General features: G+C 67.6%; 26 protein-coding genes. 9 read left to right on the top strand and 17 right to left on the bottom strand.

Going from position 1 to position 26,938, the window contains the following annotated elements:
• Positions 1-5 precede the first annotated feature (5 nt).
• From FOZ70_RS22085 to FOZ70_RS22065, 5 genes are all read right to left on the bottom strand, one after another.
• On the bottom strand, positions 6-1,004 hold the full coding sequence (locus tag FOZ70_RS22085) for a ketoacyl-ACP synthase III (protein WP_219706722.1): 999 nt from the start codon (positions 1,002-1,004) through the stop codon (positions 6-8).
• Positions 1,001-2,131, bottom strand: coding sequence for a 3-oxoacyl-ACP synthase III family protein (locus tag FOZ70_RS22080; RefSeq protein WP_219706771.1), 1,131 nt, complete (start codon positions 2,129-2,131; stop codon positions 1,001-1,003). The genes FOZ70_RS22085 and FOZ70_RS22080 overlap by 4 nt, the downstream gene beginning before the upstream one ends.
• Positions 2,110-2,997: a hypothetical protein gene (locus FOZ70_RS22075; RefSeq protein ID WP_059651437.1), complete on the bottom strand. Its 888-nt coding sequence runs from the start codon at positions 2,995-2,997 to the stop codon at positions 2,110-2,112. The genes FOZ70_RS22080 and FOZ70_RS22075 overlap by 22 nt, the downstream gene beginning before the upstream one ends.
• Positions 2,994-4,658 (bottom strand): AMP-binding protein, encoded by a 1,665-nt coding sequence (locus FOZ70_RS22070; RefSeq protein WP_219706721.1) that lies wholly within the window; start codon positions 4,656-4,658, stop codon positions 2,994-2,996. The genes FOZ70_RS22075 and FOZ70_RS22070 overlap by 4 nt, the downstream gene beginning before the upstream one ends.
• 728 nt (positions 4,659-5,386) lie before the next feature.
• Entirely contained in the window at positions 5,387-6,052 is a 666-nt protein-coding gene (locus tag FOZ70_RS22065; protein ID WP_219706720.1) for a TetR/AcrR family transcriptional regulator, read from the bottom strand.
• Positions 6,053-6,145: 93 nt separating this feature from the next.
• Here FOZ70_RS22065 and FOZ70_RS22060 point away from each other — a divergent pair, with 93 nt between their 5' ends.
• Both FOZ70_RS22060 and FOZ70_RS22055 read left to right on the top strand, forming a co-directional pair.
• The gene (locus tag FOZ70_RS22060) at positions 6,146-6,976 is read left to right on the top strand and encodes an NmrA family transcriptional regulator (protein ID WP_219706719.1); all 831 of its coding nucleotides are present in this window, start codon (positions 6,146-6,148) and stop codon (positions 6,974-6,976) included.
• A complete protein-coding gene (locus tag FOZ70_RS22055; RefSeq protein WP_059585885.1) occupies positions 6,973-7,458 on the top strand; it encodes an anthrone oxygenase family protein in 486 nt (161 codons plus the stop codon). Before FOZ70_RS22060 ends, FOZ70_RS22055 begins: the two co-directional genes overlap by 4 nt.
• Positions 7,459-7,483: 25 nt before the next feature.
• Here the strand turns inward: FOZ70_RS22055 and FOZ70_RS22050 are convergent, their stop codons facing one another.
• A complete protein-coding gene (locus tag FOZ70_RS22050; RefSeq protein ID WP_219706718.1) occupies positions 7,484-8,284 on the bottom strand; it encodes a helix-turn-helix transcriptional regulator in 801 nt (266 codons plus the stop codon).
• 90 nt (positions 8,285-8,374) lie between these two features.
• On the opposite strand from FOZ70_RS22050, the gene FOZ70_RS22045 reads away from it, so the two are divergent.
• Together FOZ70_RS22045 and FOZ70_RS22040 are read left to right on the top strand one after the other, a co-directional pair.
• A complete protein-coding gene (locus FOZ70_RS22045) occupies positions 8,375-9,283 on the top strand; it encodes a DMT family transporter (protein ID WP_027792389.1) in 909 nt (302 codons plus the stop codon).
• Between the two features lie 26 nt (positions 9,284-9,309).
• Positions 9,310-10,257: an ATP-binding protein gene (locus FOZ70_RS22040; protein ID WP_059555963.1), complete on the top strand. Its 948-nt coding sequence runs from the start codon at positions 9,310-9,312 to the stop codon at positions 10,255-10,257.
• Positions 10,258-10,265: 8 nt separating this feature from the next.
• On the opposite strand, the gene FOZ70_RS22035 is transcribed toward FOZ70_RS22040, so the two are convergent.
• From FOZ70_RS22035 to deoC, 4 genes are all read right to left on the bottom strand, one after another.
• Positions 10,266-11,132 (bottom strand): DUF2071 domain-containing protein, encoded by an 867-nt coding sequence (locus FOZ70_RS22035; RefSeq protein ID WP_219706717.1) that lies wholly within the window; start codon positions 11,130-11,132, stop codon positions 10,266-10,268.
• A 109-nt stretch (positions 11,133-11,241) separates the two neighbouring features.
• Positions 11,242-11,883 (bottom strand): ankyrin repeat domain-containing protein, encoded by a 642-nt coding sequence (locus tag FOZ70_RS22030; RefSeq protein WP_219706716.1) that lies wholly within the window; start codon positions 11,881-11,883, stop codon positions 11,242-11,244.
• 93 nt (positions 11,884-11,976) lie between these two features.
• A complete protein-coding gene (locus FOZ70_RS22025; RefSeq protein WP_059494053.1) occupies positions 11,977-13,512 on the bottom strand; it encodes a catalase in 1,536 nt (511 codons plus the stop codon).
• 350 nt (positions 13,513-13,862) lie between these two features.
• A complete protein-coding gene (gene deoC / locus FOZ70_RS22020) occupies positions 13,863-14,543 on the bottom strand; it encodes a deoxyribose-phosphate aldolase (RefSeq protein ID WP_219706715.1) in 681 nt (226 codons plus the stop codon).
• 146 nt (positions 14,544-14,689) lie between these two features.
• Here deoC and deoR point away from each other — a divergent pair, with 146 nt between their 5' ends.
• Positions 14,690-15,460: a DNA-binding transcriptional repressor DeoR gene (gene deoR / locus FOZ70_RS22015; protein WP_021157862.1), complete on the top strand. Its 771-nt coding sequence runs from the start codon at positions 14,690-14,692 to the stop codon at positions 15,458-15,460.
• 34 nt (positions 15,461-15,494) lie between these two features.
• Here deoR and FOZ70_RS22010 read toward each other — a convergent pair whose 3' ends face one another.
• The 6 genes from FOZ70_RS22010 to FOZ70_RS21985 all read right to left on the bottom strand — a co-directional run bounded on the left by FOZ70_RS22010 (position 15,495) and on the right by FOZ70_RS21985 (position 21,919).
• Positions 15,495-16,547 (bottom strand): aldose 1-epimerase family protein, encoded by a 1,053-nt coding sequence (locus FOZ70_RS22010; protein WP_219706714.1) that lies wholly within the window; start codon positions 16,545-16,547, stop codon positions 15,495-15,497.
• A gap of 2 nt (positions 16,548-16,549) precedes the next feature.
• Positions 16,550-17,923 (bottom strand): L-fucose:H+ symporter permease, encoded by a 1,374-nt coding sequence (fucP, locus tag FOZ70_RS22005; RefSeq protein WP_219706713.1) that lies wholly within the window; start codon positions 17,921-17,923, stop codon positions 16,550-16,552.
• A gap of 41 nt (positions 17,924-17,964) precedes the next feature.
• On the bottom strand, positions 17,965-18,891 hold the full coding sequence (gene rbsK, locus FOZ70_RS22000; protein ID WP_059555877.1) for a ribokinase: 927 nt from the start codon (positions 18,889-18,891) through the stop codon (positions 17,965-17,967).
• A gap of 333 nt (positions 18,892-19,224) precedes the next feature.
• Positions 19,225-19,902, bottom strand: coding sequence for a hypothetical protein (locus FOZ70_RS21995; RefSeq protein WP_219706712.1), 678 nt, complete (start codon positions 19,900-19,902; stop codon positions 19,225-19,227).
• A gap of 253 nt (positions 19,903-20,155) precedes the next feature.
• The gene (locus tag FOZ70_RS21990; protein ID WP_219706711.1) at positions 20,156-21,013 is read right to left on the bottom strand and encodes a PhzF family phenazine biosynthesis protein; all 858 of its coding nucleotides are present in this window, start codon (positions 21,011-21,013) and stop codon (positions 20,156-20,158) included.
• An 87-nt stretch (positions 21,014-21,100) separates the two neighbouring features.
• Positions 21,101-21,919: a TrmB family transcriptional regulator gene (locus FOZ70_RS21985; protein WP_021157868.1), complete on the bottom strand. Its 819-nt coding sequence runs from the start codon at positions 21,917-21,919 to the stop codon at positions 21,101-21,103.
• Positions 21,920-22,058: 139 nt separating this feature from the next.
• Here FOZ70_RS21985 and FOZ70_RS21980 point away from each other — a divergent pair, with 139 nt between their 5' ends.
• The 3 genes from FOZ70_RS21980 to FOZ70_RS21970 all read left to right on the top strand — a co-directional run bounded on the left by FOZ70_RS21980 (position 22,059) and on the right by FOZ70_RS21970 (position 24,597).
• Positions 22,059-22,424 carry a RidA family protein gene (locus FOZ70_RS21980; protein ID WP_175034245.1) on the top strand — a complete coding sequence of 122 codons (366 nt, stop codon included), beginning with the start codon at positions 22,059-22,061 and terminating at the stop codon, positions 22,422-22,424.
• Positions 22,421-23,626 carry an MFS transporter gene (locus tag FOZ70_RS21975; protein ID WP_219706710.1) on the top strand — a complete coding sequence of 402 codons (1,206 nt, stop codon included), beginning with the start codon at positions 22,421-22,423 and terminating at the stop codon, positions 23,624-23,626. The genes FOZ70_RS21980 and FOZ70_RS21975 overlap by 4 nt, the downstream gene beginning before the upstream one ends.
• Before the next feature lie 281 nt (positions 23,627-23,907).
• Positions 23,908-24,597, top strand: coding sequence for a CoA pyrophosphatase (locus FOZ70_RS21970; RefSeq protein WP_219706709.1), 690 nt, complete (start codon positions 23,908-23,910; stop codon positions 24,595-24,597).
• 247 nt (positions 24,598-24,844) lie between these two features.
• Here FOZ70_RS21970 and FOZ70_RS21965 read toward each other — a convergent pair whose 3' ends face one another.
• Positions 24,845-25,816: an AraC family transcriptional regulator gene (locus tag FOZ70_RS21965; protein WP_059486037.1), complete on the bottom strand. Its 972-nt coding sequence runs from the start codon at positions 25,814-25,816 to the stop codon at positions 24,845-24,847.
• A 94-nt stretch (positions 25,817-25,910) separates the two neighbouring features.
• Between FOZ70_RS21965 and FOZ70_RS21960 the strand changes: the two genes are divergently transcribed.
• A complete protein-coding gene (locus FOZ70_RS21960) occupies positions 25,911-26,741 on the top strand; it encodes an oxidoreductase (RefSeq protein ID WP_176131511.1) in 831 nt (276 codons plus the stop codon).
• The last annotated feature ends 197 nt before the right edge of the window (positions 26,742-26,938 follow it).

The raw sequence follows: 26,938 nt of genomic DNA, 5'->3' as shown, positions 1-26,938 counted from the left end.
GTCGTTCAGCTCCGATAGAGCGCACAGGCCCATGTCGCGCCCGCGCCGTAGGTCACGAGGAGGTTGAGCTGGCCGGCCGGCATGCGGCCTTGCTCATGGGCGAGCGAGAGCGCGACCGGAAACGCCGCGCTCGCCATGTTGCCCAGTTGATCGACCGAGATCATGCAGCGCTCGCGGGGCAGCCCGAGCCGCTCGATGACCGCGTCGAGGATGCGCAGGTTCGGCTGGTGCGGCACGACCAGGCCGATATCGCCGATCGTCAGCCGATGCTTGTCGAGCATCTGGCGGCATGCGTCGACGATGCGGCGCGTCGCGTCCTCGAACATCGGCGCGCCTTTCATCCGGAAGTGGTGGCGGCCGGCCGCGATGTCGTCCGCGTCGATGAAGCGCGGGCGTCGCGCGCCGGGCGCCTCGGTGGCGAGCAGGTCGAACTGGGTGCCGTCGGCGCCGAGCGTCAGGTCGATCAGCCCGCGCGCCGGCTCGTCCGTCGCCTGCAGCAGCAGCGCGGCGGCGCCGTCGCTCAACAGGATCGACAGATTGCGCCCGGCGTTGCTCGCGTCGATGCGCCGCGATAGCGCCTCGGCGCAGACCAGCAGCACGTTGCGATACAGGCCGCTCGCGAGGAAGTGACGCGCGATCTCGAGCCCGTAGAGCCCGCCGCTGCATTGCGCGCGGATGTCGAAGCACGGCACTTCCCGCAAGCCGAGCCGGGGCTGGATGTAGCACGCCTGCGACGGGTCGTGATGATCGGGCGACAGCGTGTTGACGATCAGCAGGTCGACGTCGTGCGCCGTGACGCCCGCGTCGGCCATTGCGCGTTCCGCGGCCGGGCAGGCGAGATCCGCCAGATCCTGATCGGGGCCGAGATAGCGTCGCGCGACGACACCGGTGCGTTCGCGAATGAACGCGTCGCTGGTGTCGATCATGCCGGCGACTTCGTCGTTGCCGACGATTCGCTCGGGCAGCGCATGGCCGAACCCGGCGATGACGAGACGGGCGCTCATGCGTGACCCTCCTGTTCCGTCACGACGGCGACCGTGCCGCCCGCATCGGACACGACGGTTTCGCCCCAGCGCCACAATTGCGCGCCGAAGCCCCAGCCCGCGCCCGCGCCGGCAATCACGACCTTCGATCCCGGCCGGATCACGCCCTGCCGGATCGACTCGGCCAGCGCGAACGGCACCGCGGCCGACACGAGGCACGCGCAATCGGCCACGCGAATCACGTACTGATCGGGTCTGAGCCCGAGCCGCTGCGCCCATGAGCGCACGAGCAGCGCCGACGGCTGGTGGAACACCATCGCATCGACGTCGGCGATGCCGGTGCCGCTCCGGTGCAGCAGGCGCTCGACGATGTCGGGAATGGCCACCGGCATGAAACGCGAGATCGCTTCCTGCGCTTCGGGCTTGAGCGTGAAATACACGCCGAACGGGTTGTCGGCGCCGGTTTCCGCGTCGTCGTCGGCCGTGGCCTGCGCATTGCGCCACTGCATCGTCACGAGGTCGTAGCGAGTGGCGTCGCTGTGATACGCGGCATCCAGCCAGTCGGCGCCGTCGGGGTCGGCCGGCTCCGCGACGAGCACGGCCGCGGCCGCGCCGTCGCCGAAGTTCGTCGACGACTTGCTCGTGTAGTCGACCACCGCCGACATGCGCTCCGACGAGCACACCAGCGCCCGTTTCACGCGCCCCTGCTTGATGAGGTTGGCGGCGAGCTGCAGTTGCAGCACGAAGCTCGCGCATTCCATCTCGATATCGGCGTCGAGCGCGCGTGTGGCGCCGAGCCGGTCGCGCAGCGCGCGCGAGAGCCGCGGCGCGAACCGGCGCCGGCCGTCGGCGAGCGACACGAACGGCGACGTCATGTTGAACAGCACCAGGTCGAGTTCGGCGGGTTCCACGCCGGCACGCGCGAGGGCGTCGCGGGCCGTGCGCTCGGCCAGCGCGAGTTCGGATTCGCCGGCATCGGGGTCGATCATGTGGCGCGATTCGATGCCCCAGAATTGCCACCATTCCGCCGGAATGGGCTCGACGCCCGCGAAGACGGGATCGTCGTTGGGTACCTGGCGGGCCGGCAGGCGGCAGGCGAGACTTGCGATTCGGACGTTGTGCACCGTCAGACCTCCATCGTGCTGCAGGCGATGCGCGGCCGGAACGGATCCAGTGTCATGGCGATCACCGTCCGTTCATCGTCGCGCAACGAAATCGAATCTGCGACGCGCGACGCGAGCCACGCGGGCAGCTGGAACGGGTTCGGAATCTCCGCCGCACCGGTGACGACGTCGACGCGGAAAGCATCCCGCGCGCCGGTGGCGATCGACGGCCATCCGCCCAGCCACGATTCGCAGAACAGCGTGGCGGCACGCCGGTCGATGCGGCTTTGCGCCGCGTCGAGCATTGCGTTGACCGCGGCGCCCGCATTGGCCGGTTCGGCGTCGAAGCGGCCGGTGGCGCGATCGAACCGGCTTTCGAAGCGGGCCAGCGACAGGCTGCCGTTCACGCGCCGGGGCGCGAGCGCGTCGAGCGTCGCGAACGGCGGGGAATCGAGATCCGCGTAGCGGCTCGCATAAGCGCGGTCATGGCCGGACGGCGTCAGCACGATCGCGCCCGCACCGTCGGCGAAGCCGCTCTCGGCCACCTGCTCGACGTCCGCGAGCGCTTCCGCGCGAACGACGAGGGCGCGCCGATAGCCGAGCTGCCGGCAATGGCTTTGCGCGAGATCGAGCGCGAGCGTCCAGTCCGCATCGAGCAGGTCGAACACGGCCGCATGCCGCGCACGCAGGTCGCGCTGCACGGGGTGCGCCAGCCGCGGGCCCGCGATCGACGGCGCGTCCGCCATCCGGCTGGGGGAGATCGACAGGCTGACGATCAGATCCAGTTCCGACGGCAGGCAACCGGCTTGTTGCAGTGCCTGCCTGGCCGCCTTGATCGCGTAGTCGTTCGCGCAGGATTGCGCGGTGGTCGCGGGGGCCGGAATGGCCGCCGCGGCGCCGAGAATTTTCATAGGATTTCTTCGCTTTGGACTGCTTGATTCAGGGAACGCGCCGCGCCATGACCGGCCTGCCGGAGCACGGCGCGCCGCAATTTGCCCGACTCGTTGCGCGGCAAACCGGCGGCGTGATAGGCCACGCGATGCGGGCACTTGTATGGCGCAATCACGCTTTTCACGTGCTGCTGAAGCTGCGTCGTCAACGCATCCGAGCCGTCGACGCCCGGGCGCAGCACCACGTGCGCGCAGATGAGCGTGCCGCCCCGTTCGTCGACGTGCCCGACGACGCCGCATTCGGCGATATCCGGATGGCGCAGCAGCGCCTGCTCCACTTCGCCGGGCGACACCGTGTAGCCGGAGGTGATGATCATGTCGTCCGCGCGGGCCTGGTAGAACAGGTAGCCGTCCTCATCCAGGTAGGCGCTGTCGCCCGTCAGGTTCCAGCCGTGCTTGACGTAGTCGCGTTGCCGCGTGTCGTTCAGGTAGCGGCATCCGGTCGGCCCCTGCACGGCCAGGTAGCCGATCTCGTAGGGCGGCAGGCACTGGCCGTGCTCGTCCACGACGGCAACGCGGTAACCGGGCACCGCCTTGCCGATCGCGCCGTCCTTCGTGCCGGTATCGCCGGTCGACGCGAAGATGTGCAGCATCTCGGTCGACCCGATGCCGTCGATCAGGTGCAGGCCGGTGCGGATCTGCCACGCATCGCGCGTCCACGGCGGCAGCGCCTCGCCCGCCGACACGCATTTGCGCAGGGACGAGATGTCGCACGGGCCGCGCTGGTCGAGATGATCGAGCATGGCCCGATAGGCCGCCGGCGCCGTAAACAGGATGCTGACCCGATGCCGTTCGACGGCGGCCAGCAGCTGTTCCGGGCCCGCTTTCGGCAACAGCACGACGCTTGCGCCGACGCTGACCGGAAACAGCAGCAGCGCGCCGAGGCCGAACGTGAACGCGAGCGGCGGCGATCCGCAGAAGACGTCATCGGCCGTGGGCCGGAGCACGTGCTGCGGAAAGCAGTGGCAGGCCGCCATCACGTCGCGATGAAAATGGACGGTTGCCTTCGGTTCGCCGGTCGTTCCCGACGTGAACGCGATCAGGCAGGGATCGTCCGCGCGTGTTTCGGCGGCCGCGAATGCCGCCGAATGGCCGTCGAGCCAGCGCGCGTGCGGATGCGTGTCGTCCGTGTCGTAGCGTCGCACGTCGCCGCGCCACTGCAGGCTCGCCATCGCCGCGTCGAGTTCGGCGGACAGCCCGGCTTCGCAGATGACGTGCGTGACCCGGGCCCGCCCGATGATGGTCGACAGTTCTCCCGCGCGCAGCTTCGGCATCGTTGCGACGGCGACGCCGCCGGCCTTGACCACGCCGAACCACGCGGCGGCCAGCATCGGGTGATTCGCGCCGTGCAGCAGCACCCGATTGCCGGCCACGAGGCCCCCGTCATGGACGAGCAGGTTGGCGATCCGGTTGGCGGCATCGCGCAATTCGCGATACGACCACGTGATGCCCGACCCGGTCGTGATCGCCACCCGATCGCCCCAGCCGCGCTCGTCGACGGCGGTATCCAGCAGCGCGGCGGCGCAATTGAGAAACGGCGGAAACTGCAGCCCCGGCAATTCGAAGACGAACGTCGGCCAATCCTCGGCAGGGGGCAAATTCGCGCGGCAAAAGTCGTCCATCGTCAGCGCTCGCAAGAGTGTGAGTTCGAAGTTCGTGATAGCAGTGCGGTGCCGCGCGGGCCGTGCGCCATGACCGGGCGCGGCCCGCGAAGCCTGAATCGCGATGCCAAAGAGATGTGGTCGGGGCGGCAGGCATCTGGCGCCGAGCGACGCACGGCGCGCCGGGTCAACCGGATGAAGGCTGGCCGGTTTCGGTGGAGTGATATCGTCTCATTTGATTTTCAAAATAAACAATAATCGATCGGTTTAATTCAAATGCGCCTGGATCTGAAATTCATCGATCAATCTGGGTGGTGTCAAAAAAATATTGGCGCAAGCTTAACGGAATAAATATTGAAAAGTAAATGGAAGAATCGAAGGGTGATTGTGGTTATCGATTGAAATCGATTCCATTGATCATCGTCATTTTTTAATTAATCTGTTCCGGTAAATCATCTGGCGATTTGTTGACGCCGGCGGAGTCTGGCTGCTGCAATGCATAAATAATGCGTCGCGGAGTTCACCGGTGCGAAACGCGAGTCGGTTCACGAAGCGGATTGCGCTGCGCAAAAAAAGAAAGCCCCGCGCTTTCGAGCGTAGCGGAGCTTTGGGTCGGTTTGAATGGGGAATCAGGAATGCAGGCGCCGCGGTCTCGCGCTGCGCCCTTGGGGATTCTTGTAATTATATTGGCGAATATTCAATAACGAGCGGGGAATGGGAATTTCCCGGTTATGAAATTCGTGCGCGCCCTAGCTGTCGAGCACGGAAAGATTTTCCGGCAATGTTTGCTTGAACATCGCGAGAATCCTGCGCGCCGCCTTCGGCGGCAACTCGATCGCATGTCGTACCGCCGCGGCGATCAACACCATCGTCAATTCCGAGAACGCGGCCAACTGCACGTCGGGCACCGCCGGTGCGAGTTCCCGCAGCGCATCCGCCAACAGCCCCGCCAGAAACTCGCCGTCCGCCCGGTCGAGCGCCTGCAGTGCGCGGTCGGCCTGCGTGGCCCGCCAGATGTCGCGCATCAGCGGCTCGTCGATGAACATCCGGTAATAGCTGTCCGTGATGCGGGCGAGCGTGGCGTGCAGGTCGTCGAGCGACTTCATCGCGGCGAGATCGCGCCGCACGCAGTCGTGCCCGGCTTCGTTGTAGCGCTCTGCGAGCGTGCCGATCACGGCCGCCTTGTCCGGGAAGTACTGGTACAGCGAACCGAACGAGATGCCCGTGCGTTCGACGATGTCGCTCATCCGGAACGCGTCGCAGCCTTTCTCGATCATCACCTCCGACGCGCTCGCGAGAATGCGCTCGAACCGCTCGCGGCTGCGCTGCTGCGTCGGTACCAGCCGCGCGCGCGCCGGCGCATCCGCTGCCGCCGCCTCGGGCTGGTCGTTTTGCCCCGATTTTTGTCGGCCCATGCCGCCTCCGGAAAAACTTGACGTTGCTAATGCGAGAGTCTATCGTGTTTTCAAAATACGAGAAGTTCTCGTATTTAGTCAAAGGAGACGGTCATGTCGGCACTTCCCATCCTCATCGTCGGCGGTTCGGGCAAGACGGGCGCCCGCGTCGATGCACGGCTGCACGCGCGCGGCATCGCGACCCGGCCCGTGTCGCGCACGTCGGCCGTCCGCTTCGACTGGACGACGCCCGAGACGTGGCCCGCCGCGCTCGCGGGCGTGTCGGCCGCGTACGTGACCTACCAGCCCGATCTGGCGGTCGCGGGCGCGGTGGACGCGATCGCCGCGTTCGCGCGGCTGGCGCGGGAACGCGGCGTCGAGCGCGTCGTGCTGCTGTCCGGGCGCGGCGAGCCGCGCGCGCAGGCTGCGGAGGCCGCGCTGCAGGCGTCGGGCGTGGGCTGGGGCGTGGTGCGCGCGAGCTGGTTCAACCAGAACTTCTCCGAGGGCTACCTGATCGACGGCGTGCTGGCCGGCGAAGTCGCGCTGCCGGCCGGTGCGGTGCGCGAGCCGTTCGTCGATGCGGACGACATCGCGGACGTCGCGGTGGCCGCGCTCACCGAGGCGCGCGTCGCGAACCGCGTGATCGAGGTCACGGGCCCGCGCGCGCTGACGTTCGCCGAAGCGGTCGGCGAAATCGCGCGGGCCGCCGGCCGGCCGGTCGTCTATCGCGAGATTCCGGCCGATGCGTTCTTGGCCGGATTGCGCGAGGCCGGCGTACCGGAGCCGGTCGCCGCGCTGCTCGACGATCTGTTCGGCGTGGTGCTCGACGGGCGCAACAGCGCGGTGACGGACGGCATCGAAGCGACGCTCGGGCGGCCGGCACGCGACTTCGCCGACTATGCGCGCGCGACGGCCGCGACCGGCGTGTGGAGCGCACGATCATGATCGCGTTCGTGACGCCCGTCCTGCTGTGGGGCTCGGCCGTCGGCTGCGGGCTGATGGCCGGCGTGTACTTCGCGTTTTCGGCGTTCGTGATGACGTCGCTCGGACGGATCGCGCCGCAAGCCGGCGTGGCCGCGATGAACGCGATCAACGTCGACATCGTGCGTTCGCCGTTCATGCCGCTGTTCCTCGTCACGACGCTGATGGCGCTGGCACTGGTCGTGATCGCGCTGCTCGATCGCGGCCAGCCGGGGGCGATGGCCGCGCTCGCGGGCGGCGTGCTGTACGTGTTCGGCATGTTCGCGGTGACGATGGCCGTCAACGTGCCGCTCAACGATGCGCTCGCCGCGGCCGATCCGTCGACCGCGCCCGGCGCCGCGCTGTGGACGCGTTACGTGCACGACTGGACGAGGTGGAATCACGTGCGCACGGTCGCGTCGGCCGCCGCGTGCGTGTTCTTCATCGCGGGGATCGCGGCGCGGTAGCGCCCCCGTCGCGCACAGCCGCGCGCTACGCGTAAAACGCCGACGGCGACACCCCGAAATGCCGCTTGAACATCGCCGAGAACGCGCTCTGGCTGCTGTAGCCGTGATCCATCGCGACGGTCAGCACCTTCTCGCCGTGCGCGAGGCGCTTGAGCGCGAGCAGCAGGCGGGCCTGCTCCCGCCAGCGGCGGAAGCTGAGCCCCGTCTCGCGCCGGAACGCGCGATGCAGCGTACGGACCGACAGGCCGAGCCGGTCGGCCCATTCGGCGATCGTGCGCGGATCGTCGGGCGCGGCGACGAGCGAGTCGCAGATCGTCCGCAGCCGTGCGTCGTGCGGCCACGGCAGGTACAGCGGCAGCAGCGGCGCGACCGTCACCTCGGCGAGCAGCAGGTGCATCAGGTGATCGTGGCGCGAGCCCGGCGCATAGTCGAGCGGCACGTCGACCGCGGCGAGGATCAGCTCGCGCAGCAGCGGATGCACTTCCACCACGCAACTGCGCGCGGGCAGGTGCTCGACCGTGCCCGGTTCGACGAACACGGTGCGCATCTGCACGTCGCCGCTCATCTGCACCGTATGGTCGAGGCCGGCTTCGAGCCACACGCCGCGCGTGGGCGGCACGACCCACGACGCGCCTTCGGACTCCACGTGCATCACGCCCTCGATCGCATAGAGCAGTTGCGCGCGGCGATGGCAGTGCGTCGGTATCGACGTGCCGTGCGGGTACGCCGCCGCCATCGCCGACACGGGCATCGGCGTCGATTCATAGCGCAGGTGCGCAAGCGGCGGGGTGGGCTCGAGTGTCCGATTGGCGACAGGTCCTGACATTTTGGCGTGAGACAGGCAGTTGGGCGGGCGGGCACGATGGCGTTCCGATTCACGCCCGCACCCTGTCACGATATTAATCCGTCAAACGCGATGAACAAGCCTCCTTTTCTGTTTCCCTTCTGCGCGATCGCGCTGTGGGCCGGCAACGTGGTCGTGTCGAAGCTGTCGGCATCGACGATCGACCCGTCGGCGATCACGTTCTACCGGCTGCTGCTCGCCGTCGCGCTGATGAGCGTGTTCACGCTGCGCCCCGCGTGGCGCAACCGCGCGGCGCTCGTCGCGCACCTGCCGAAGCTCGCGGTGCTCGGTTTTCTCGCGATGGCGCTGTTCCAGAGCCTGTCCTACGAGGCCGCAAAAACGACGAGCGCGACCAACATGGCGATCATCACGGCGCTCGTGCCGCTGATGACGATGGCGCTCAGCTCGCTGCTGCTCGGCGATCCGCCGGGGGCCGGCATGATCGGCGGCGGGGTGCTGTCGCTCGCGGGCGTCGTCTACCTGATCGCCGAGGGGCACCCGACGACGATCGCCGCGCGCGGCGTGCATGCGGGCGACCTGCTGATGCTGGCCGCGTCGGCCGCGTATGCGCTGTACGGCGTGCTGCTCAAGCGCTGGCGCATCGGCGCGCTGCCGGCGTGGCAGTCGACCTACGTGCAGGCGCTCGCCGCGCTCGTCTTCATGGTGCCGATGCTGCTGCGCCTGCCCGCGCAGGCAGCGTGGCCGACCCGCGCGAGCGTGCCGCTGATCCTGTATGCCGGCGTGCTGGCGTCGGTCGTGCTGCCGTACCTGTGGATGCAGGGCGTGCGGCTGCTCGGCCCGAGTCGCTGCGCGATGTTCATGAACCTGCTGCCGGTGATGACGGCCGGCGGCGCGATCGTGCTGCTCGGCGAATCGCTGCGGCTGTATCACCTGATCGGCGGCGGCGTGGCGCTCGTCGGCGTGGCGATCGCGCAGCGGTTCCCGTTCCACGCGAGTGCGTCGCAGGGAGTACGGCAATGAGCGGCGACCGCGACATGCAGAACCTGATGGCCGCGCGGCCGGACGCGCACGCATCCGTCGACGGTCCGGCGCTCGCGCATCAGCTCGAACGGATCGCGACCGCGCTCGAGGCACTCGCGGGCACCGGCCGCCCGGCGGCCGTCGATTTCGACGCGGCCGTCGCGTTCCGCTGGCGCGGTTTCGACGGCGGGCCGCGCACGGCGCCGCTCGAACCGGTCGCGGCGCCTGCGCTGACAACGTTCGATGCGCTGCGCAACGTCGAGCGCCAGGTGGCGATCGTCGAACGGAACACGCGGCAGTTCGTGCGCGGGTTCGCGGCCAATCACGTGCTGTTGACCGGCGCACGCGGCACCGGGAAGTCGTCGATCGTGAAGGCGTGCCTGCACGCGTTCGCGCCGCACGGGCTGCGGCTGATCGAGGTCGGCAAGGAACGGCTGAGCGATCTGCCGGCGATCGTCGAGCTGGTGCGTGCGCGGCCCGAGCGGTACATCGTGTTCTGCGACGACCTGTCGTTCGAGGCCGGCGAGACCGGTTACAAGGAACTGAAGACGGTGCTCGACGGCTCTGTCGCGAGCGACCTGTCGAACGTGCTCGTGTACGCGACGTCGAATCGCCGCCACCTGATGCCCGAGCAGGCGAGCGACAACGCGAACGTGTCGCGCGCGGAGAACGGCGAGCTGCATCCGGGCGACGCGGTCGAGGAGCGGATTTCGTTGTCCGAGCGCTTCGGGATCTGGGTGACGTTCTACGGGTTCACGCAGGATGCGTACCTGGCCGTCGTCGAAAGCCGGCTCGTGGAAGCCGGGTTCGATGCGGAGCAGATCCGCGCGGCGCGCGAACCGGCGCTGCAGTGGGCGCTGGAACGCGGTGCGCGGTCGGGGCGGATTGCCGGGCAGTTCGTGCGGGATTATCTCGGGCGGCTGGCGGACGAACGCGACGCGGACGAACCCGCGCACGCCCGGCGCGCGGGTTGAGCGGGGCGTTACAGCACCCGCTCCGACAACACGCGGAACGCCACATCCGGCACGACGAAGCACAGCGGTTCGCCGGTCGCGCCGATCCGTGCGAGGAGGGCGCCGCCGCCGACCGGTTCGACCGGTTTCAGCGGCCGGACCGCATCGATGTCGATCGGCAGGTCGATCGACGCATGGGCGAGGCCGTCGCAGTCCGCGACATGCGCGACGGCCGCGTGCTGCAGCGACAGGTAGGCGACGGCGTCGCGCCAGCTGCCGAAGAACGGCGCGAACGCGGCGGGTAGCGTGTCGTCGTTCGACACGGCCGCCGAGCAGTGGAAATCGGGCGCGCTTCCGGTCCCGCCTGACAGCAGCGTTCGATAACGTCCGTCCTGCACGGCATGGGTGAAGCGCGCGGCGAGATGCGACGGCAGCGCGTCGCTGAAGAGCCGGCTGCCGAGCGCATAGAGCGGATGATCGAACACGTTCTTCACGAACAGCACCGTGCGATCGGCCGGCACGCCACCCGGCAGCGCATCGACGTACAGCCGCCAGTTGCTTTGCAGCGGCGACGGGAACACGCGTCGCAGTGGGCCCGCGATACGCGGGCCGAAATGGCGGTGCGCGTAGGTGAGGATCGTGAACGGCGTGCGGCCGTCGCGGCTCGCGAGCGTGACGCCGCGCGGCACCAGGTGCGCGACGGCGGCGACATCGACGAGCCACGTGCAGTACACGACGTTCTCGACTTCGCTCGCGAGTTGCAGGAACGGCAGCCGCGACAGCAGCGCGCGGCGTGCGCGCAGCAGCGGGCGGCTCGCGACGAGCCGGTTGGCGAGGCGGCCGACGGGGCCGGCGGACGGGTAAACGAAGGCGTTGTCTTGGCGCATGACCGGCATTGTGCCGATGTCGCCGAGCGGGAGGAAGGGGCGCCTTCGTCGAAACTGCCGGTGCCTGCCTTTGCCGGTCGGAAATCATGCCGTTGAAGGCAGGTTCAATGTCGAGCGGTCACGGCCTCGAGCGCAACGTCACATCGGCATTCGGTGTCGCGCCAACCTTTTCGAGTGCGGCCACTGCGGCGTCGTTGCCTTGCAGGATCGCGTTCTGCAGCGCGGTGCGGCCGAGCGCATCGACGTGATCGGGGTTCGCGCCGTGTGCGACGAGCACCGGCAGCATGTCGAGGCGGCCGAACAGCGCGGCGAACGCCAGCGCCGTTTCGCCGGCGTGATTGGTCTGGTCGATCGGGCAGTGCGTATCGGCCAGCCGCTTCGCGATCGCGGTCTCGCCCTTGAACAGCGCGCCCATCAGGGCCGTGTTGCCGTGACGATCGCCGAGACACGGGTCCGCGCCGATGCGCAGCAGATAGTCGAGCGTTGCAGGCTGGTCGCGATAGGCGGCCAGGATGACCGCCGTATAACCTTCGCGTGTCGTCGCGTCGATCGGATAGCGCGCGTCGACGAGTGCCTGCAGGATGTCGATGCGACCGAGGCGCGCGGCGGCGAACCATGCGTCGTCGTAGCGGCGCAGGTCGGCGTGCGCATCGGGGTGCGGCACGGCCGCGGGCGGTGCGGTTGGTGCGCAGGCCGCGAGCACGACGGCTCCGGCGATCGCGAGCGCGCGGGAGAGGGCGGTTCGGAGTCGATTCTTCATCAGCAATGCGCGCCGCGCATGGCCGCGCGGCGCAATCGGATCGATGGGTCGGGACGCGAAGGCCGCACCGGCAGCCTTCGCGGGATTGCCCGATCAGTTCTCGACGAGTTTGTCGGCGAGCGATTTCACGCGGGTCAGGTCGGCATGCGTGGCACGCGCCAGGCGCGTCCCGTAGTCCGCATCGGCCTTGTAGAAGTACGACAGCATCGCGTACTTGTTCGCGTCGTTCGTCACGTGGTTCAGGTCACCCGACAACGCGGTCACCAGATCCTGCCGCTCCTGCGCGGGCAGCGTGCGGTAGTACTCGCCCGCCTGCCGGAAGTTCAGCGTCTTGCGGATCGCGGCTTGTTGCGTCGTGCCGGCAAGCGGCGTCTGGACCGACTTGTACCGCGGGTTCTGCGCGAGTTCGTTCAGCGCCGACGGCTCGTAGTTCACTTCGCCCTTGCGGTCGCCGAAGTTCATCGCGCCGTCCTGGTTGTTGTTCGTGACGGGCACGCGCGGACGATTGATCGGCAACTGGTTGAAGTTCGCGCCGAGGCGATACATTTGCGTATCGGCGTACGAGAACATCCGGCCCTGCAGCATCCGGTCTTCCGACGGCTCGATGCCCGGCACCATCCGCGACGGGGCAAAGGCGGATTCCTCGGTCGACTCGAAGTAGTTGTCCGGCACACGGTTCAGCGTCAGCGTGCCGATCTTGCGCTCTGGCACGCCGGTCCATACCTTGGTGTCGTCGAGCGGGTTGAAGTCGAACGCGTCGAGCTCGGACGGCTTCAGCACCTGGATATAGAGATCCCACTTCGGCGCGTTGCCCGCCTTCAGTGCGCCGTACAGGTCGTTCGTCATCAGGTTCCAGTCGGCACCGATCGAACCGGGAATGTCCTTCGGGCGCAGCCCGTGCATCCCTTGCGCGCTCTTCCAGTGAAACTTCACGTACGTGTACTTGCCGTCGGCGTTGACGAACTTGAATGCGTGCACGCCGTAGCCGTCCATGTTCCGGTACGAATCGGGCATGCCCTCGATCGAGTACAGCCGGGTCAGCATGCTGGTTGCTTCGGGCGCGTGCGCGAAGAAATCGAACGCGAGGTTCGCATCCTGCACGCCGGTGACCGCGCTCGGCTTGTTCGCATGGACGAAGTCCGGGAACTTGATCGCGTCGCGGATGAAGAAGATCGGCAGGTTGATCCCGACCAGATCCCAGTTGCCCTGTTCCGTATAGAACTTCACGGCGAAACCGCGCGGATCGCGCGCCTGCTCGGGCGAGCCGCGATAACCCATCACGGTCGAGAAGCGGACGAATACGGGCGTTTTCGTGCCGGGCGTGAAGACCTTGGCCGTCGTCAGGTCGCTGATGTCGGCGCTCGGCACGAATTCACCGAACGCGCCGGTGCCGCGGGCATGCACGACACGCTCGGGGATGCGTTCGCGATCGAAGCGCTGGAGTTTTTCGATGAGATGCGAGTCTTGCAGGAGCACCGGCCCGTTCGGCCCGGCTGTCTGCGAATTCTGGTTGTCGCCGACGGGCGAGCCGTTGTCGCGCGTCAGTTCGGCAGCGTGTGAGGAAGAGGCCAATGCGACGCAGGCCGCGGCAATCATGCTCTGCAAGAAGCGATTCGCGGTGTTTGACATATCGATGAGGTTCCTTGGATGAAATTCGGGGGAAGACCCCGCCGAACTGTAGTCTCGTCGACATGCGCGATGCCAATTGAATCTCTCTAATTGAGTGATAGGTGATCGTTGGTTCTTGCGGATGATTCGGTTAACTAAGTTATTTTATGGCTGGCCTCCGGGTGGCAGACTAACCCGATACGGGCCGGGGATGCTCCATCGATCTGAAGCAGCGCAGTACGTGCGTGGAACCGGATCGACGACGCGACGACCATGCCGACTGCCATGCCGCTGAAAATGATCGACAACGCGCGCGGTAGCAACCGCGGCGGCGCGAAGCGCACCACCGCAGCCGTCAGCGCCCCGCGTCGTCAATACGCCGATTCGCCGCCGCCCTGGTCGGCGACGATCGCCACCCCCGAGCTCGTGCCGAGCCGCGTCGCGCCGGCCTCGATCATCGCCAGCGCGGCCGCGCGGTCGCGCACGCCGCCCGATGCCTTCACGCCGAGCACGGGGCCGACCGTGCGGCGCATCAGCGCAACATCCGCGAGCGTCGCGCCGCCGTGGCCGAACCCTGTCGACGTCTTCACGAACGCGACGCCGAGATCGCGGCACATTTCGCACACGCGCACCTTCTCGTCGTCGGTCAGCAGCCCCGTTTCGAGGATCACCTTGAGCGGCACCGCACCGCAGGCGCGGTGCACGGCTTCGATGTCGGCCTTCACGTCGTCGGCGCGGCCGCTCTTCAGCGCGCCGATGTTGATCACCATGTCGATCTCGCCGGCGCCCGCCGCGATCGCGGCGGTGGCTTCGAATGCCTTGGCGGCCGACAGCCCCGCGCCGAGCGGAAAACCCACCACGGCGCAGACGAGCACGCCGGTATCGGCTAGCTCGCGCGCGGCGAGCGGCACGTTCGCCGAATTCACGCAGACCGAGTAAAAGCGATGCTCGGCCGCCTGGCGGCAGAGGTCGCGGATCTGTGCGTCGCTCGCGTCGGGCGCGAGCAGCGTGTGATCGATGGTTTGAGCGAGTTGGGCGTTGGAAAGCGGCATGTTTCAGGACTCCACGGATCGTGTGCCGGAAGGGCACACGGAAAGTTGATGTTTTCACATCGGTTTGTTACAAATACGACATTCCGGCCGGGCCCGCGCGCCCGGCACGACAAGCGACGGACGCGGCGCGCACGCAGGATACTGGCATGGAAACGAAGAAGGGCGAACGAATCAAGACGCTGATGAACGTGCTGCAAGGGCAGAACGCGATTCATCTGAAGGAAGTCGCCGAGCTGTTCGGCGTATCGGAAATGACGATCCGCCGCGATCTCGCGGACAACCCGCACGGCCTCAGCCTGATCGGCGGCTACGTGACCCGCCACTTCGCCGCGCAGCGCAGCGACATCGGCGAGTACGTGGTCAGCGCCGAGAACAACCGGCAGACGGAGGAGAAGCGCCGCATCGGCAAGCTGGCCGCGCAGTTCGTGACGACCGGCGACACGATTTTCGTCGACTGCGGCTCGACCACGCCGTTCGTCGTCGACTTCATTCCGGACGACCTCGAATTCACCGCCGTCTGCAATTCGCTGAACGTGTTCGCGAAGCTGCAGCAGAAGCCGCATTGCAGCGTGATCCTGTGCGGCGGTGCGTACCATCGCAAGAACATGGTGTTCGAGTCGGTGGCCGAGACGGGCATCCTCGATACCGTGCGCGTGTCGAAGGCGTTCATCTCGGCGGCCGGCGTGAGCGACCGCTGCGGCGTGACCTGCTTCAATTTCCACGAAGTCGACGCGAAGAAGAAGGTGATGGAACGCGCGCAGAACCGCTTCCTGCTCGTCGACCACACGAAGTTCGACGAAGTGCGCGCGGCTTATTTCGCCGAGCTGACCGACTTCAACTACGTGATCTCGGACGGGCAACTGAGCAGCCGCTACGAAACGGCGATCCGCGAACACGGGATCGCGCTCGTGACCTGACGCCGCGCGGGCGGGCATCGCGCTTCGCATCGCCTCAGGCATGGCGGGCTTCCGCCGCGCTCAGGTAGCCGGTGACGACTTCGAAGCGGCGCGCCGCGCCCGGCGCGAGGGTCGCGACATGGCCCTTGCGGCGCTCGGCCTGATAACCCTCCGGCTCGCAGGTCGACGGCAGCGCGAACGCGGCGACCTGCTGGTCCGCGTTGTGCAGGATCCACCGCGTCGCATGCGGGAATTGCTCGGGGCGGTACGCGGTGTGGAATGCGCCGCCGTCCGGATGCTCGAGCCGGAAATGCGCGACACCGCTGGCATCCGTTTCCGCATCGTTCATGAAGAACACGATCTCCGGGTCGTACAGCGCGGGCGCATCGAGCATGTGAAGCCGTTGCGGTTCGCGCGCGAGCGTGGCCGTGTAGTCGCGCCACGCGGCGGTCGGCTTCACGTGCGCGGGCACGCTGTCGCGCAGCCGCAGCCCGTTGTGCGGCAGCGACTGCACGAAACGGCCGCCGGGCACGTACGCGTAGTTCAGGTGCGCCATGTACATCAGATCCATCGGCGTGCCGCCGAGATTCGTCACGTCCATCGAGATCGTCATCTGCGCGTCGTGCTCCGCAAGCCGCACCGACGGACGTGCCATGTAGTGGCTGCCGAAACCCTGCACGTATTCGTACTCGCCAGTCACTTCGACGAACGCACCGCGCGCATCCGCGCCGATGACCAGGCTCGCGCGGTCCATCGGCGCGCACGGCATCTCGCCGTGCAGCGCGTGCGTGTCGTCCGGCCCCGGGCAGCCGTTGCGCAGCAGCCCGCTGTGGAACATGAAGCAGCCGTAGGTATCGATGATCGAAGCCGCGCGTTTCGGTTGCCGGAACATGTGCTTCATCGTCAGGTCGCGGCCGTCGAACGCGGCGGCCCAGATCATCTGGCCGAGATACGGCAGCACGACGAGATGGCCGCGCCGGTTCTCGAGCTTCAGCGCCTCGACACCGGACGGATACGCGAACGCGGTGACGGTCAGGCCGTCGGTGCGGTACAGCGTGCGCGGCGTGTCGCGGAAGTCGTCGCGCCGCAGTTCGATTTCGCCTCGCATGCTCATGCTCCCGACGTGTTGCGCGTGGCGGCGTAGCGCGCGGATGCGTGGCCGTCGGCGGTTGGGTCGGGCGTTGCGGCCGGCAGGTGGCGCAGGCAGTAGAAGCCGTAGTAGACGATCACGACGAAGCAGGCGAGCGGCACGACGAACGCGAGCTGCATGTTGCCGCCGGTGTGGTCGGAGATCAGCCCCTGGATCAGCGGCACGACCGCGCCGCCGACGATGCTCATCACGAGGATCGAGCCGCCGTATTCGGTGTCCTTGCCGAGCCCGTCGATCGTGAGGCCGTAGATGGTCGGCCAGCACGGGCCGAGGAACACGCTCACGCCCACGGCCGCATAGACGGCCGTGATGTTGTGCACGCTGATCGTGTACGCGAGCAGCGCGATGCACAGGATGCCGTAGACGATCAGCACCTTGGCCGGGCCGACGCGCTTCATCACGAGCGTGGCGACCAGCTTGCCGACGAAGAACGCGAAGAACGTCGCGAGCAGGTAGTGCGACGCGCCGCGCTCGGTGAGGCCGCCGATCTGCATCGCGAGCCGGATCGTGAAGCTCCACACGCCCACCTGCGCGCCGACGTACAGGAACTGCGCGACGACGCCCGCGACGAAGCGCCGGTTGCCGAACAGGCGCGCGAGCGTGCCGCGTGCGTCGATTCGGTGCGTGGCCGCGCCGGGGCCGTTGCCCTTGCAGGCCGGGTAGGGCGTGAGCGCGAACACGATGAACACGGCGACGAGCACGACGATCAGCCACTTGTACGGCTCGAGCGTGGCCTGGATCATCGCGAGCTGGTGCACGTGGGCTTCGGCCGCCGACATCGCCGCAAGCTGCGCGTGCGATGCATCGCCTTCCTTGAAGATCAGGAAGCTGCCCATGTAGACGCCGGCCATCGCGCCGAACGGATAGAACGTCTGCGAGATGTTCAGCCGCCGCGTGCTGGTTTCGCGCGGGCCCATCAGCGTCGAATACGAGTTCGACGCGGTTTCGAGGAACGACAGGCCCGCCGCGATCACGAACAGCGCGACGAGGAACATCCCGTACTTCGCCATCGACGCGGCCGGGAAGAACAGCAGGCAGCCGGTCGTGTAGAGCAGCAGGCCGACCAGGATCGTCGTCTTGTAGCTGAACTTCTTCACGACGGTCGCGGCGGGAATCGCGAGGAAGAAGTAGCCGAGATAGAACGCGGACTGCACGAACGCCGATTCGAAATCGGACAGGAAGAACGATTTCTTGAACTGAGCGATCAGCACGTCGTTCAGGTTCGCGGCGGTGCCCCACAGCGCGAACAGGCAGCACAGCAGCGTGAAGGCGAAGAGCGGCGTGCGGTTCAGGTAATAGCCGTCGGGTGTGTGTTCGATTCTGGCTCGGCCCATGGGTGTCTCCTTCCTGGTTGTCTCGTCGATGAAGGCGCCGTTCAGATGCCGGCGTCGCGGAGGAAGCGTTCGAACGTCGCGGTGTCGGCGTACGACTTCTGCGTGCCGAGGCCCGTGACCGAATGCGCGGCATACGCGGACGCGTAACGCATCGCGTCGAGCGCGTTGCGCGATGCGGCGTAGCAGCGCGCGAAGCAGCCGATATAGGCGTCGCCGGCGCCCGTCGTGTCGCGCGCGTCGACCGGCACGCCGGGCACGTGCCGCACGCCGTCGCGCGAGACCAGCAGCGAACCGTCGCTGCCGAGCGTGACGAGCACGTGCTTCAGCCCGCGCGCGACCAGCGCTTCGGCGGCGCGTGCCGCGGTGTCGCGCGAATCGACCGGCATGCCCGACACGATCGCGAGTTCGGTTTCGTTCGGCACGAAGAATTCGACGGTGCGGATCCGCTCGAAATCGAGGTCGGCGACCGCGGGCGCGGGGTTCAGCAGCACCGGGATGCCGTGGCGTGCGCCGAATTCGATCGCGTGATAGACGGTGTCGAGCTCGATCTCGAGTTGCAGCACGATCAGTGCGCATTCGGCGAGCTGCGGCGCGGCCGCGTCGATGTCGGCCGGCGTCAGGTGGCGGTTGGCGCCCTTGACGATCAGGATGCTGTTGCTCGAATCGGGCTCGACGAAGATCGGCGCGACGCCGCTCGGCACGCCGGCGACCTTGCGCACGTGCGTGGTGTCGATGCCTTCGCGCGCGAAGTTGCGGATCGTGTTGTCGGCGAATACGTCGTCGCCGACCTTCGTGACCATCACGACGCGCGCGCCGAGGCGGGCGGCCGCGACCGCCTGGTTCGCGCCCTTGCCGCCGCAGCCCAGTTCGAAATTCGGCGCCTCGAGCGTTTCGCCCCGGGCGGGCATGCGTGCGACGTAGGTCACGAGGTCGACCATGTTGCTGCCGATAACGGCGATTGTCTCCATCTGCGTCTCTTCCTTGGTATGGGGTGCGCCGCGCGGGTGGTGGGCGGCGGCATGCACGATGTGATAATAAAATCACATAAGATGTGAAAATGCAATCACATGATGTTTGAAGGGTTACGCATCGGCGCGCGATGCGGATGGGGCGGTTTCTCGGGGAAATCGACGTGTTGGCCGGTTTTGCCGTCGGATGTCGGATGAATTCGACGCGGCAGGGCCCCGGCGCTGCGGAGTGCCGTTCGGGTGTGGGGAGAGTCGCCGGGCGTGACGTGACGGGCCGGCTCGACCGATCCGGCGGCGGCGATGCGGGCGCTTTCGTGTGTTCTTGCCCGGCGCTTACGCGTACTCGGCGATCAGCGTATCGAGATTGCGCTGCGCGAGCGGTGTGAGCGGCGCGAATTCCGCCGATTGAAACAGCGGGGCCTGCGCGCGCAGGCGTTCAAGCGCCTGCTTGCGACCCTCGCGGAATGCAGCCGACGGCGCATCGGGGTCCTGTGCCCACTCGCATGCGATTGCGCGATCGTATTCGCGCAGTCGATCGGGCGCGGCCGCGAGGATCGCGAGATCCGCGTCGAGAAAAAGCCGGCCGGCGCGTTGGAGGTCGGGGGCGGACGCGAACGCATCGGGCAGCCGGTGCGACTTCGTCGCGAGTACGAGATCGTGCGCAACGGATACATGCGATGCGTGCGCACGCAACCAGGATGCGCTGCAGTGTGCGTTCGTGACCTGCACGAGCCATTGCGCGCTGCGTGCTTCGTTGTCCGCATGATCCGGCAGGGTCGTCGCGTACACGAAGTCGTGCGCCCATACCGCAAGCTCGATCGCCGGCCACAGCGGTTCCGCGCGATACGGTGCGAGATGCGCGAACAGCTCGGCCAGGTGCGCGAGCGTGTGGTAGTGGCGTTGCGGTTCGCCATACGCGTGCTCGACGAGCGGCCAGACGGCGGCCGTGCCGAAGCAGGTATCGCAGGAGGCGTGCAGCGTGCGGGCGAGGTCGGGGGCGAGGGCGTTCATGAGCGGCGATCGGCTCGGGCTGGCGATGCGCGCAGCATAACAAACGCGGCGGCGTGTGCCGTGCTTGCTGCGTATCGATCCGGAGATAGCCGCGGACTTTGTCGTCGGCATATCGCGGCGTGGCGGGCGGGGCGGCCGCACCGCACTTCCGATCCGGCGGTGGCCGGACGGTAGTGGCCGGTTCGTCATCGCAACGGGTTGCCTGCGCGCGGCGCGATGCTGAAGATCGCGGCGATATTTCCGCCCGGCGTGTCTACACGTCGACGACGCCGCGCCCGAGTTCGATCACGCGCCCGCCGACACCGATCTTGCCGTCTGCACTGGCCGACAATCGCAGCAGGCAAGGCCGACCGACGGCTTCGCCTTGCTCGACCCGAAACGCGGCGGGCAGGTCGCGGTTCATCGCAAGCAGCCACCCGCCCAGGTTCGCGCAGGCCGATCCCGTCCCCGGGTCTTCCGACACGCTGCCTTGCTTCACGAAGAAGTAGCGCGACACCACCGTGCCCGGCCGCTCGGCATCGAACGCGAATACATACGCGGTCTTGCGGCCGAGGCTGCTGGTCGGCCAGACGCCGATGCCCGCGCTGTCGGGCTGCGCGCGGCGCACGGCGGCGGGGTCTTTCAGCGCGACGAGCAACTGGTCGGCGCCGGTATCGACCCAGATTGGCGGGGCGAGCAGGTCGTCTTCCGTCAGCCCCAGCAGGGCCGCCGTCCGGGCGTCGGACAACTCGCAAGCCGCCGTCTTCGGCATGCCGGCATGCGGCGCGGTAAACGTCCACACGTCGTCGTGCGCGCCGACGTCGACCACGCCGGCCTTGAATTCGAGCGCGAGTTCGTTGCCCGCGCCCAGAAGGTCGCGCACGACATGCGCGGTGCCGAGCGTCGGATGGCCGGCAAAGGCCATCTCGTAGCCCGGCGTGAAGATGCGAACCCGCGCATGCGCGCGCTCCGACGGCAGCACGAAGGTCGTTTCGGACAGGTTGAACTGCACGGCGAGCGCCCGCATGGTCGCGTCGTCCATGCCGCGCGCATCCTCGAATACGCAAAGCGGGTTGCCGCCGAACGTCGATTCGGCGAATACGTTCAGCAGGCGGAAGGCATAGGCGGTCATTGGACGTTCGCGTCAGTGTGGTGATTCACGTACCGGGGTGGAGTGCGCGCCGCGCGCCGCGCGGGCAGCCGTGCAGGGTCGCACGGGTCAGCTCGCGTTGTCGAGCGGCGCAAGCATCGCCTGCATGTCGGGATGCTTCAGGACTTTCCGGTACTCCGCCGGGCTCATCGCGTCGATCAACACGCGCCCGCTCACGTCCGCCTTGATGTACTCGACCGCGAGCAGCGCAATGACCGGGTTGGTCGTCAAGGTGGCGTGATCGGGCGAATGATCGCCGAATTCCGCCACCACGGCCTCGGTGTTGTCCGCCACGGCGACGGCGAGTCGGCGGCCGGACAGCCTGAGCCGCGCGCTGGCGCCGCATTTGGCCATGTCGTAGTGGCGCGGCCCGTTGAGCGTGCGATTGCCGTAAATCGCCACGTGCGTGTCGACGCCGCGTGCCGCGGCGGCCTCGAGCAGCGGCCCGAGGGCGTCGATCTCCTCGTCCCAGACGCCCGCGAAGATCTGGGTTTTCGCGTTGACGATGACGCGCGCGAAGGCGCTGGCGATCGCTTCCCGCCCGCTCAGCGACCAGACGAGCCCCGGCTCCTGTTGAACCGGCAGCCGGTCGAGCGCGCCCGCGGCCGTTTCGAGATCCGCATTGAAGCGCTTGCGCAAATCCTCGAGCAACGACCGGTGGGGCACGGCCGCGTAGCGGACGGGCTCGGAACGGTTGACGAGCACCGCACCGCGCGCCTCCAGGCGCCCCAGCGTTTCATAGATCTTCGAAGGCGGCATGCCGGCGCGCCGGCCGACTTCCGCCCCCGTCAGCGCGGCCTGCCCGACGAGGGCCGCGTAGGCCTGCGCTTCGTACTGGGTGAATCCAAGCCGGATCAACGACGTGATCAGCTCCGTGTTTTCGCTCATGTGTATCGGCTCCGGCTCTTGCGCCCACGGCGACTTGCATGGGTCTGCTTGATTAACTACTGGAGTAGTATACAATCGCTTGAACTTACTACCCAAGTAGTAGGCGATGCTTCTCAACCTGACTGGAGAGATTTTCAACATGCGAAAACGGATCAGCACCGGCTCCCCGTGGGAGCCCAAGGTCGGCTACTCGCGCGCGGTGGTCGTCGACAACACCATCTACATTTCGGGGACGGCCGGCAAAGGCGCGGACGTGTACGCGCAGACACGCGATGCGCTGGCGACGATCGACCGGGTGCTGGCGGACAGCGGGTTCTCGTTGTCCGACGTCGTCCAGAGCCGCCTGGTGGTCGCGGACTTCGACAACTGGGAAGCCGCCGCACGCGCACATGGGGAGATCTACGGCGATATCCGGCCGGCGTTTTCGCTGGTACATGCGCTTCCGTTCGTCGATCCGGAGATCCTGGTCGAAGTCGAGGCGATCGCGGTCAGGGCCGCGGCATGACCGACGCCGGCAACCGCGGGCCGCTGTCCCGCACCGCGACGGCCGTGCTTGCGCTGGCGGCCGGCGTGGCGATCGCCAACGGCTATGCGTTGCAGCCGTCGCTGTCGGCGATCGCGAGCGAGTTCGGGGTGGCGGCGTCGCGCATGGCGGCGCTCGCGTCCGTGACGATGCTCGGTTATCTGGTCGGCCTCGCCGTGCTGGTGCCGCTGGTCGACCGCTTCAGCCCGCGCGTGCTCGTCTCGATGCAGATGGGCGCGCTCGCGTTGTTGCTCGCGTGCGCGTCGTTGTCGCCCGGGCCGTTCGTGCTCGACGCCGCGTTTTTCCTGGTGGGCGCGGCAACCACGGTGGCGGCCCAATGCAGCGCCGTCGCCGGAAAACACGCGGATCCGCAACGGCGCGGCGTGGCGATGGGGGCCGTGTCGGCGGGCATTTCCGCGGGAATCCTGCTGAGCCGTTTCGCGGGCGGCGTGTTGTCGCAATGGTGCGGATGGCGCGGCGCGTTGCTCGTGCTGGCCGGATGCGTTGCGCTGGCCGCCGTCGGCGGTGCTGTGCTGTTGCCGGGCGGCCGGCCGGAAGGGCTGCCCGGCCGTGCGAACGCGATCGGTGCGATTCCGCGGTTGCTGCGCGACAGTGCGCCGTTGAGGCGTCGTACCTGCGCCGGCATGCTGTGGTTCTTCGCGTTCAACCTGGTCTGGGTGGGGCTCGCGCTTCGTCTGGCCGAGCCGCCGTATAACCTGGGTGCCGCCGCGATCGGTGCATACAGTCTCGCGGGCGTGCTGGGCCTCGGCGTGACGCGCGTTGCCGGAGAACTCGCCGATCGATTCGGCGATCGCGCGGTCATCCGGGGCGGGCTTGTCGTGGCGGCCGTGTCGACCTTGCTCCTTGCCGTTGCGCTCGGACGTCCCGGATGGCTGGCTGTCGGGCTGGCGTTGTTCGATGCCGGTTGCTTTGCCGCGCAGGTCGCGAACCAGACGCGTGTCGTCGCGATTCAGCCGGCCCGCGCCGGGGCCTTGAGCGCAGCGTACCTGACGCTGTACTACGCGGCCGGTGCCGGCGGCGCCGTCGCGGCCGGGCTGCTCAACGCGCGGGTCGGGTGGGGCGCGATGATGATCGTGGCGGCAGCGGCCATCGCGGCGGCCGGGTGGATCGGAACCGCATCGGCGCGCATCGATGCGCGGAGCGAGCCGACATCCGTCGCCTGAGCGAGGACGCGACGTGCGCGCGAGGTCGAACGGAATCCCGTTTTTTCGTGCATGATCGGTTTCTCCGTTGATCTACGGCGATCGGGTTTCGGCATTCAATCATCCGCAACGCCGGCGGATATCTTTAAGCCGGAGCAGACAGTCGCGCACCCGCGCGTGTCATTTGCGATCGCATGCGAACACCCGTTCATCGGAATGACCACAACGACGCCGTGCCCATGCAACACGTGTCGGGTTCAGTGTCGTGCAGCGTGTGCAGGTGCCGCACGCAGGAGGCAGACATGGAACCAGACAGAGGCGTCGTGAATACCGGCGCCGGGTTGGCAAGCGCGCACGCGGAAGCCGGCTCGCCGCAGGCCGCGCTGGAAGCGATCGTCCGTGGCGTCGAAGGTCACGGCATTCCTGCCGGCACCGACTGGCCGACGGCGAAGCAATTCCTCGCGGACAACGACGGCCAGTGGAAAGTCTCGGCGGTGCTGGTCGCGATCGTCGCGCGGCGCGAGCCGACGATCCTGTTGACCCGGCGCGCGTCGAATCTCAGCGAATACTCGTCGCACGTGAGCTTTCCGGGCGGACGCCCGGCGGAAGCCGACCGCGATATCGGCGCGACCGCGTTGCGCGAGGCGTTCGAAGAGATCCGCCTGGCGCCCGGCGCGGTCCGAGTGGTCGGCAGCTTGCCGATCCATAAAACCAGAAAGCGCCACCACGCGATCTTTCCCGTGATCGGCATCGTGCCGGAAACGGCGACATGGGAGGCGGCGCCCGCGGAAGTCGCGGAAATCTTCGAGTTTCCGTTCGCCGCGCTGCTGAATCCGGATCTGCCGCGCCAATACACGGACGGCGAACGCATGGGCGCGTGGTATTGGGCGGAGCAGACGCAGGACATCTGGGGCGTGACGGCCTTCATCCTGAATTCGCTCGCGAGCCTGGCACGCGATGCCGCGCACGGCGAGCCGGCGCGTCGCGACTAGTGCATGCACCGGGCCTGCGTCCGGCAAGGGTGTTTCACGGAGATCGTGGAAACGTTCGGCGACGAAGGATTCGACATCCCTCGTCGCTATTTTGCGGCCGTCGCGATTCTGGTCGGCGTATTCATGTCCGCGCTCGACAGCGCGATCGCCGCGCTGTCGTTCTTGGCGAGCGTCGCGCGCATCTATCGGCAGCGGGGTCGAATGTGGCCGACGACATTCGGCGCGCGGGCCTGGCGCGGTACCCGATTCAATGCGACGACACGAACACCGCATCGTCGAATGCCGCCGGAATGGCGAAGCTCTCGCGCATGCGCTGCGTTTCCTTCGCCGGCGTCAGGCCGAACAGGCGTTTGAATTCGCGGCTGAACTGCGACGGGCTCGTATAACCGACCGCGTAGCCGGCCGCCTCCGCCGTCAGGTCCTCGCGCACCATCAGCAACCGCGCCTGATGCAGGCGTGTCGACTTCAGGTATTGCATCGGCGATACCTGCGTGATTGCCTTGAAGTGGCTGTGAAAGCTCGGCACGCTCATGCCGGCTGCGTCGGCCAGTTGCGGCACGTCGAGCGGCTGCGCGTAATCGGCGTGAATCACGCGCAGCGACCGGCCGATCCGGCCGAACTGCCCGCGCATCGCCAGCGCGCTGCGCATCGCGCTGCCCTGCGCACCGGTGAGCACGCGGAAATACAACTCGCGCAGCAGCGCCGGGCCGAGCACCGCGGCATCGAGCGGCCGGCCCATCGCCTCGACGAAACGCAGCACCGACGCGTGCATCGTTGCATCCATCGGCGTCGACATCATGCTCCTGGGCGCCTGCACGGGCTCCGCGATCCCTTCGCGGTCGATCTGTGCCGCGAGTTCGGCGGCCATCGTGAAATCGAGGTGCAGATACAGCGCGAGCAGCGGGCGCTCGGGCGTGGCGTCGGTTTCCATGCTGAACGGCACGGGCACGGACACCGCCAGGTAGTGATGCTCGTCGTACAGGTAGCGCTCGCCGCCGAAATAGCCGCGCTTGCAGCCCTGGCACACGATCACGATGCCCGGGTCGTACAGCACCGGCGTGCGCGACAGCGCGCGGTTCGACCGCAGGATGCGCACGCTCGGCAGTGCCGTCAGGTTGTAGCCTTCGTCGGGCGCCAGCGCGCGCAGCAGCGTCACCAGGCGCTTTCGGTCGCGCGGCGGCAGCGACAGGGATCGGGCAGAGGCTGTCTCGAGGCTCATAGTTTTGTGCAAGAAAATCAGCGGAATCGGGCTTATTCGACGGGGTTCGTCAGACTAGTATGCACGCTCCAATCGACATTCGGGAGAAGCTCACATGGCATCCGCAAACCTCATGCTCATTACCGGCGTCAGCAGCGGCTTCGGCCGCGCGCTCGCGCAGGAGGCGCTTGCCGCAGGTCACACGGTGGTCGGCACCGTGAGAAGCGCGCAGGCGGCGCAGGCTTTCGAAGCGCTGTCCGCGCGGGCATTCGCGCGCGTGCTCGACGTGACCGATTTCGATCGCATCGACGGTGTCGTGGCCGAAATCGAGGCGAACGTCGGGCCCGTCGACGTGCTGGTGAACAACGCCGGCTACGGGCACGAAGGGATCATGGAAGAAGCGCCGCTCGCGGAGATGCGCCGGCAGTTCGACGTGAACGTATTCGGCGCGGTGGCGATGATGAAGGCGGTCGTCCCGTTCATGCGCGAGCGGCGGCGCGGGCGCATCCTCAACATCACGTCGATGGGCGGCCACATCACGATGCCGGGCATCGCTTACTACTGCGGCAGCAAGTTCGCGCTGGAAGGCATTTCCGAAGCCGCCGGCAAGGAACTCGAGCCGTTCGGCATCGCGGTGACGGCCGTGGCGCCGGGTTCGTTCCGCACCGACTGGGCCGGCCGGTCGATGGTGCGCACGCCGCGCTCGATCGCCGATTACGACGCGATCTTCGACCCGATTCGCCAGGCGCGCGAGGAGAAGAGCGGCAAGCAACCGGGTGATCCGGTGAAAGCGGCGCGGGCGATACTCGCCGTCATTGCGGCACAACATCCGCCGGCCCATCTGCTGCTCGGCAGCGATGCGCTGCGGCTCGTGCGCGGCAAACTCGCGGCGCTGGACGAGGAAATCCGGGCGTGGGAGGCGGTGACGGTCTCGACGGATGGTTGAAGGGCGTAAGTCGAGATGTGAGCTGTCAGGCAGTCGGCGTCGGGTCGGGTCTGGGATTGCTTCGTCAGGGGGCGGGATCGGCGCAGAAGCGGTCTTTCGTGCTTCATCACCCAGCGCCTGCGTGTCATCCCGAATCAGCCACCCGGACGCACAATTGGGAGCGCGTGGAGCAAGATCGTTGCCACAGAAAGGCTCTG

This window comes from Burkholderia sp. COPS (assembly GCF_019425585.1).
GTDB lineage: Bacteria > Pseudomonadota > Gammaproteobacteria > Burkholderiales > Burkholderiaceae > Burkholderia > Burkholderia cepacia.
This window is presented reverse-complemented; position numbering and strand designations above follow the sequence as displayed.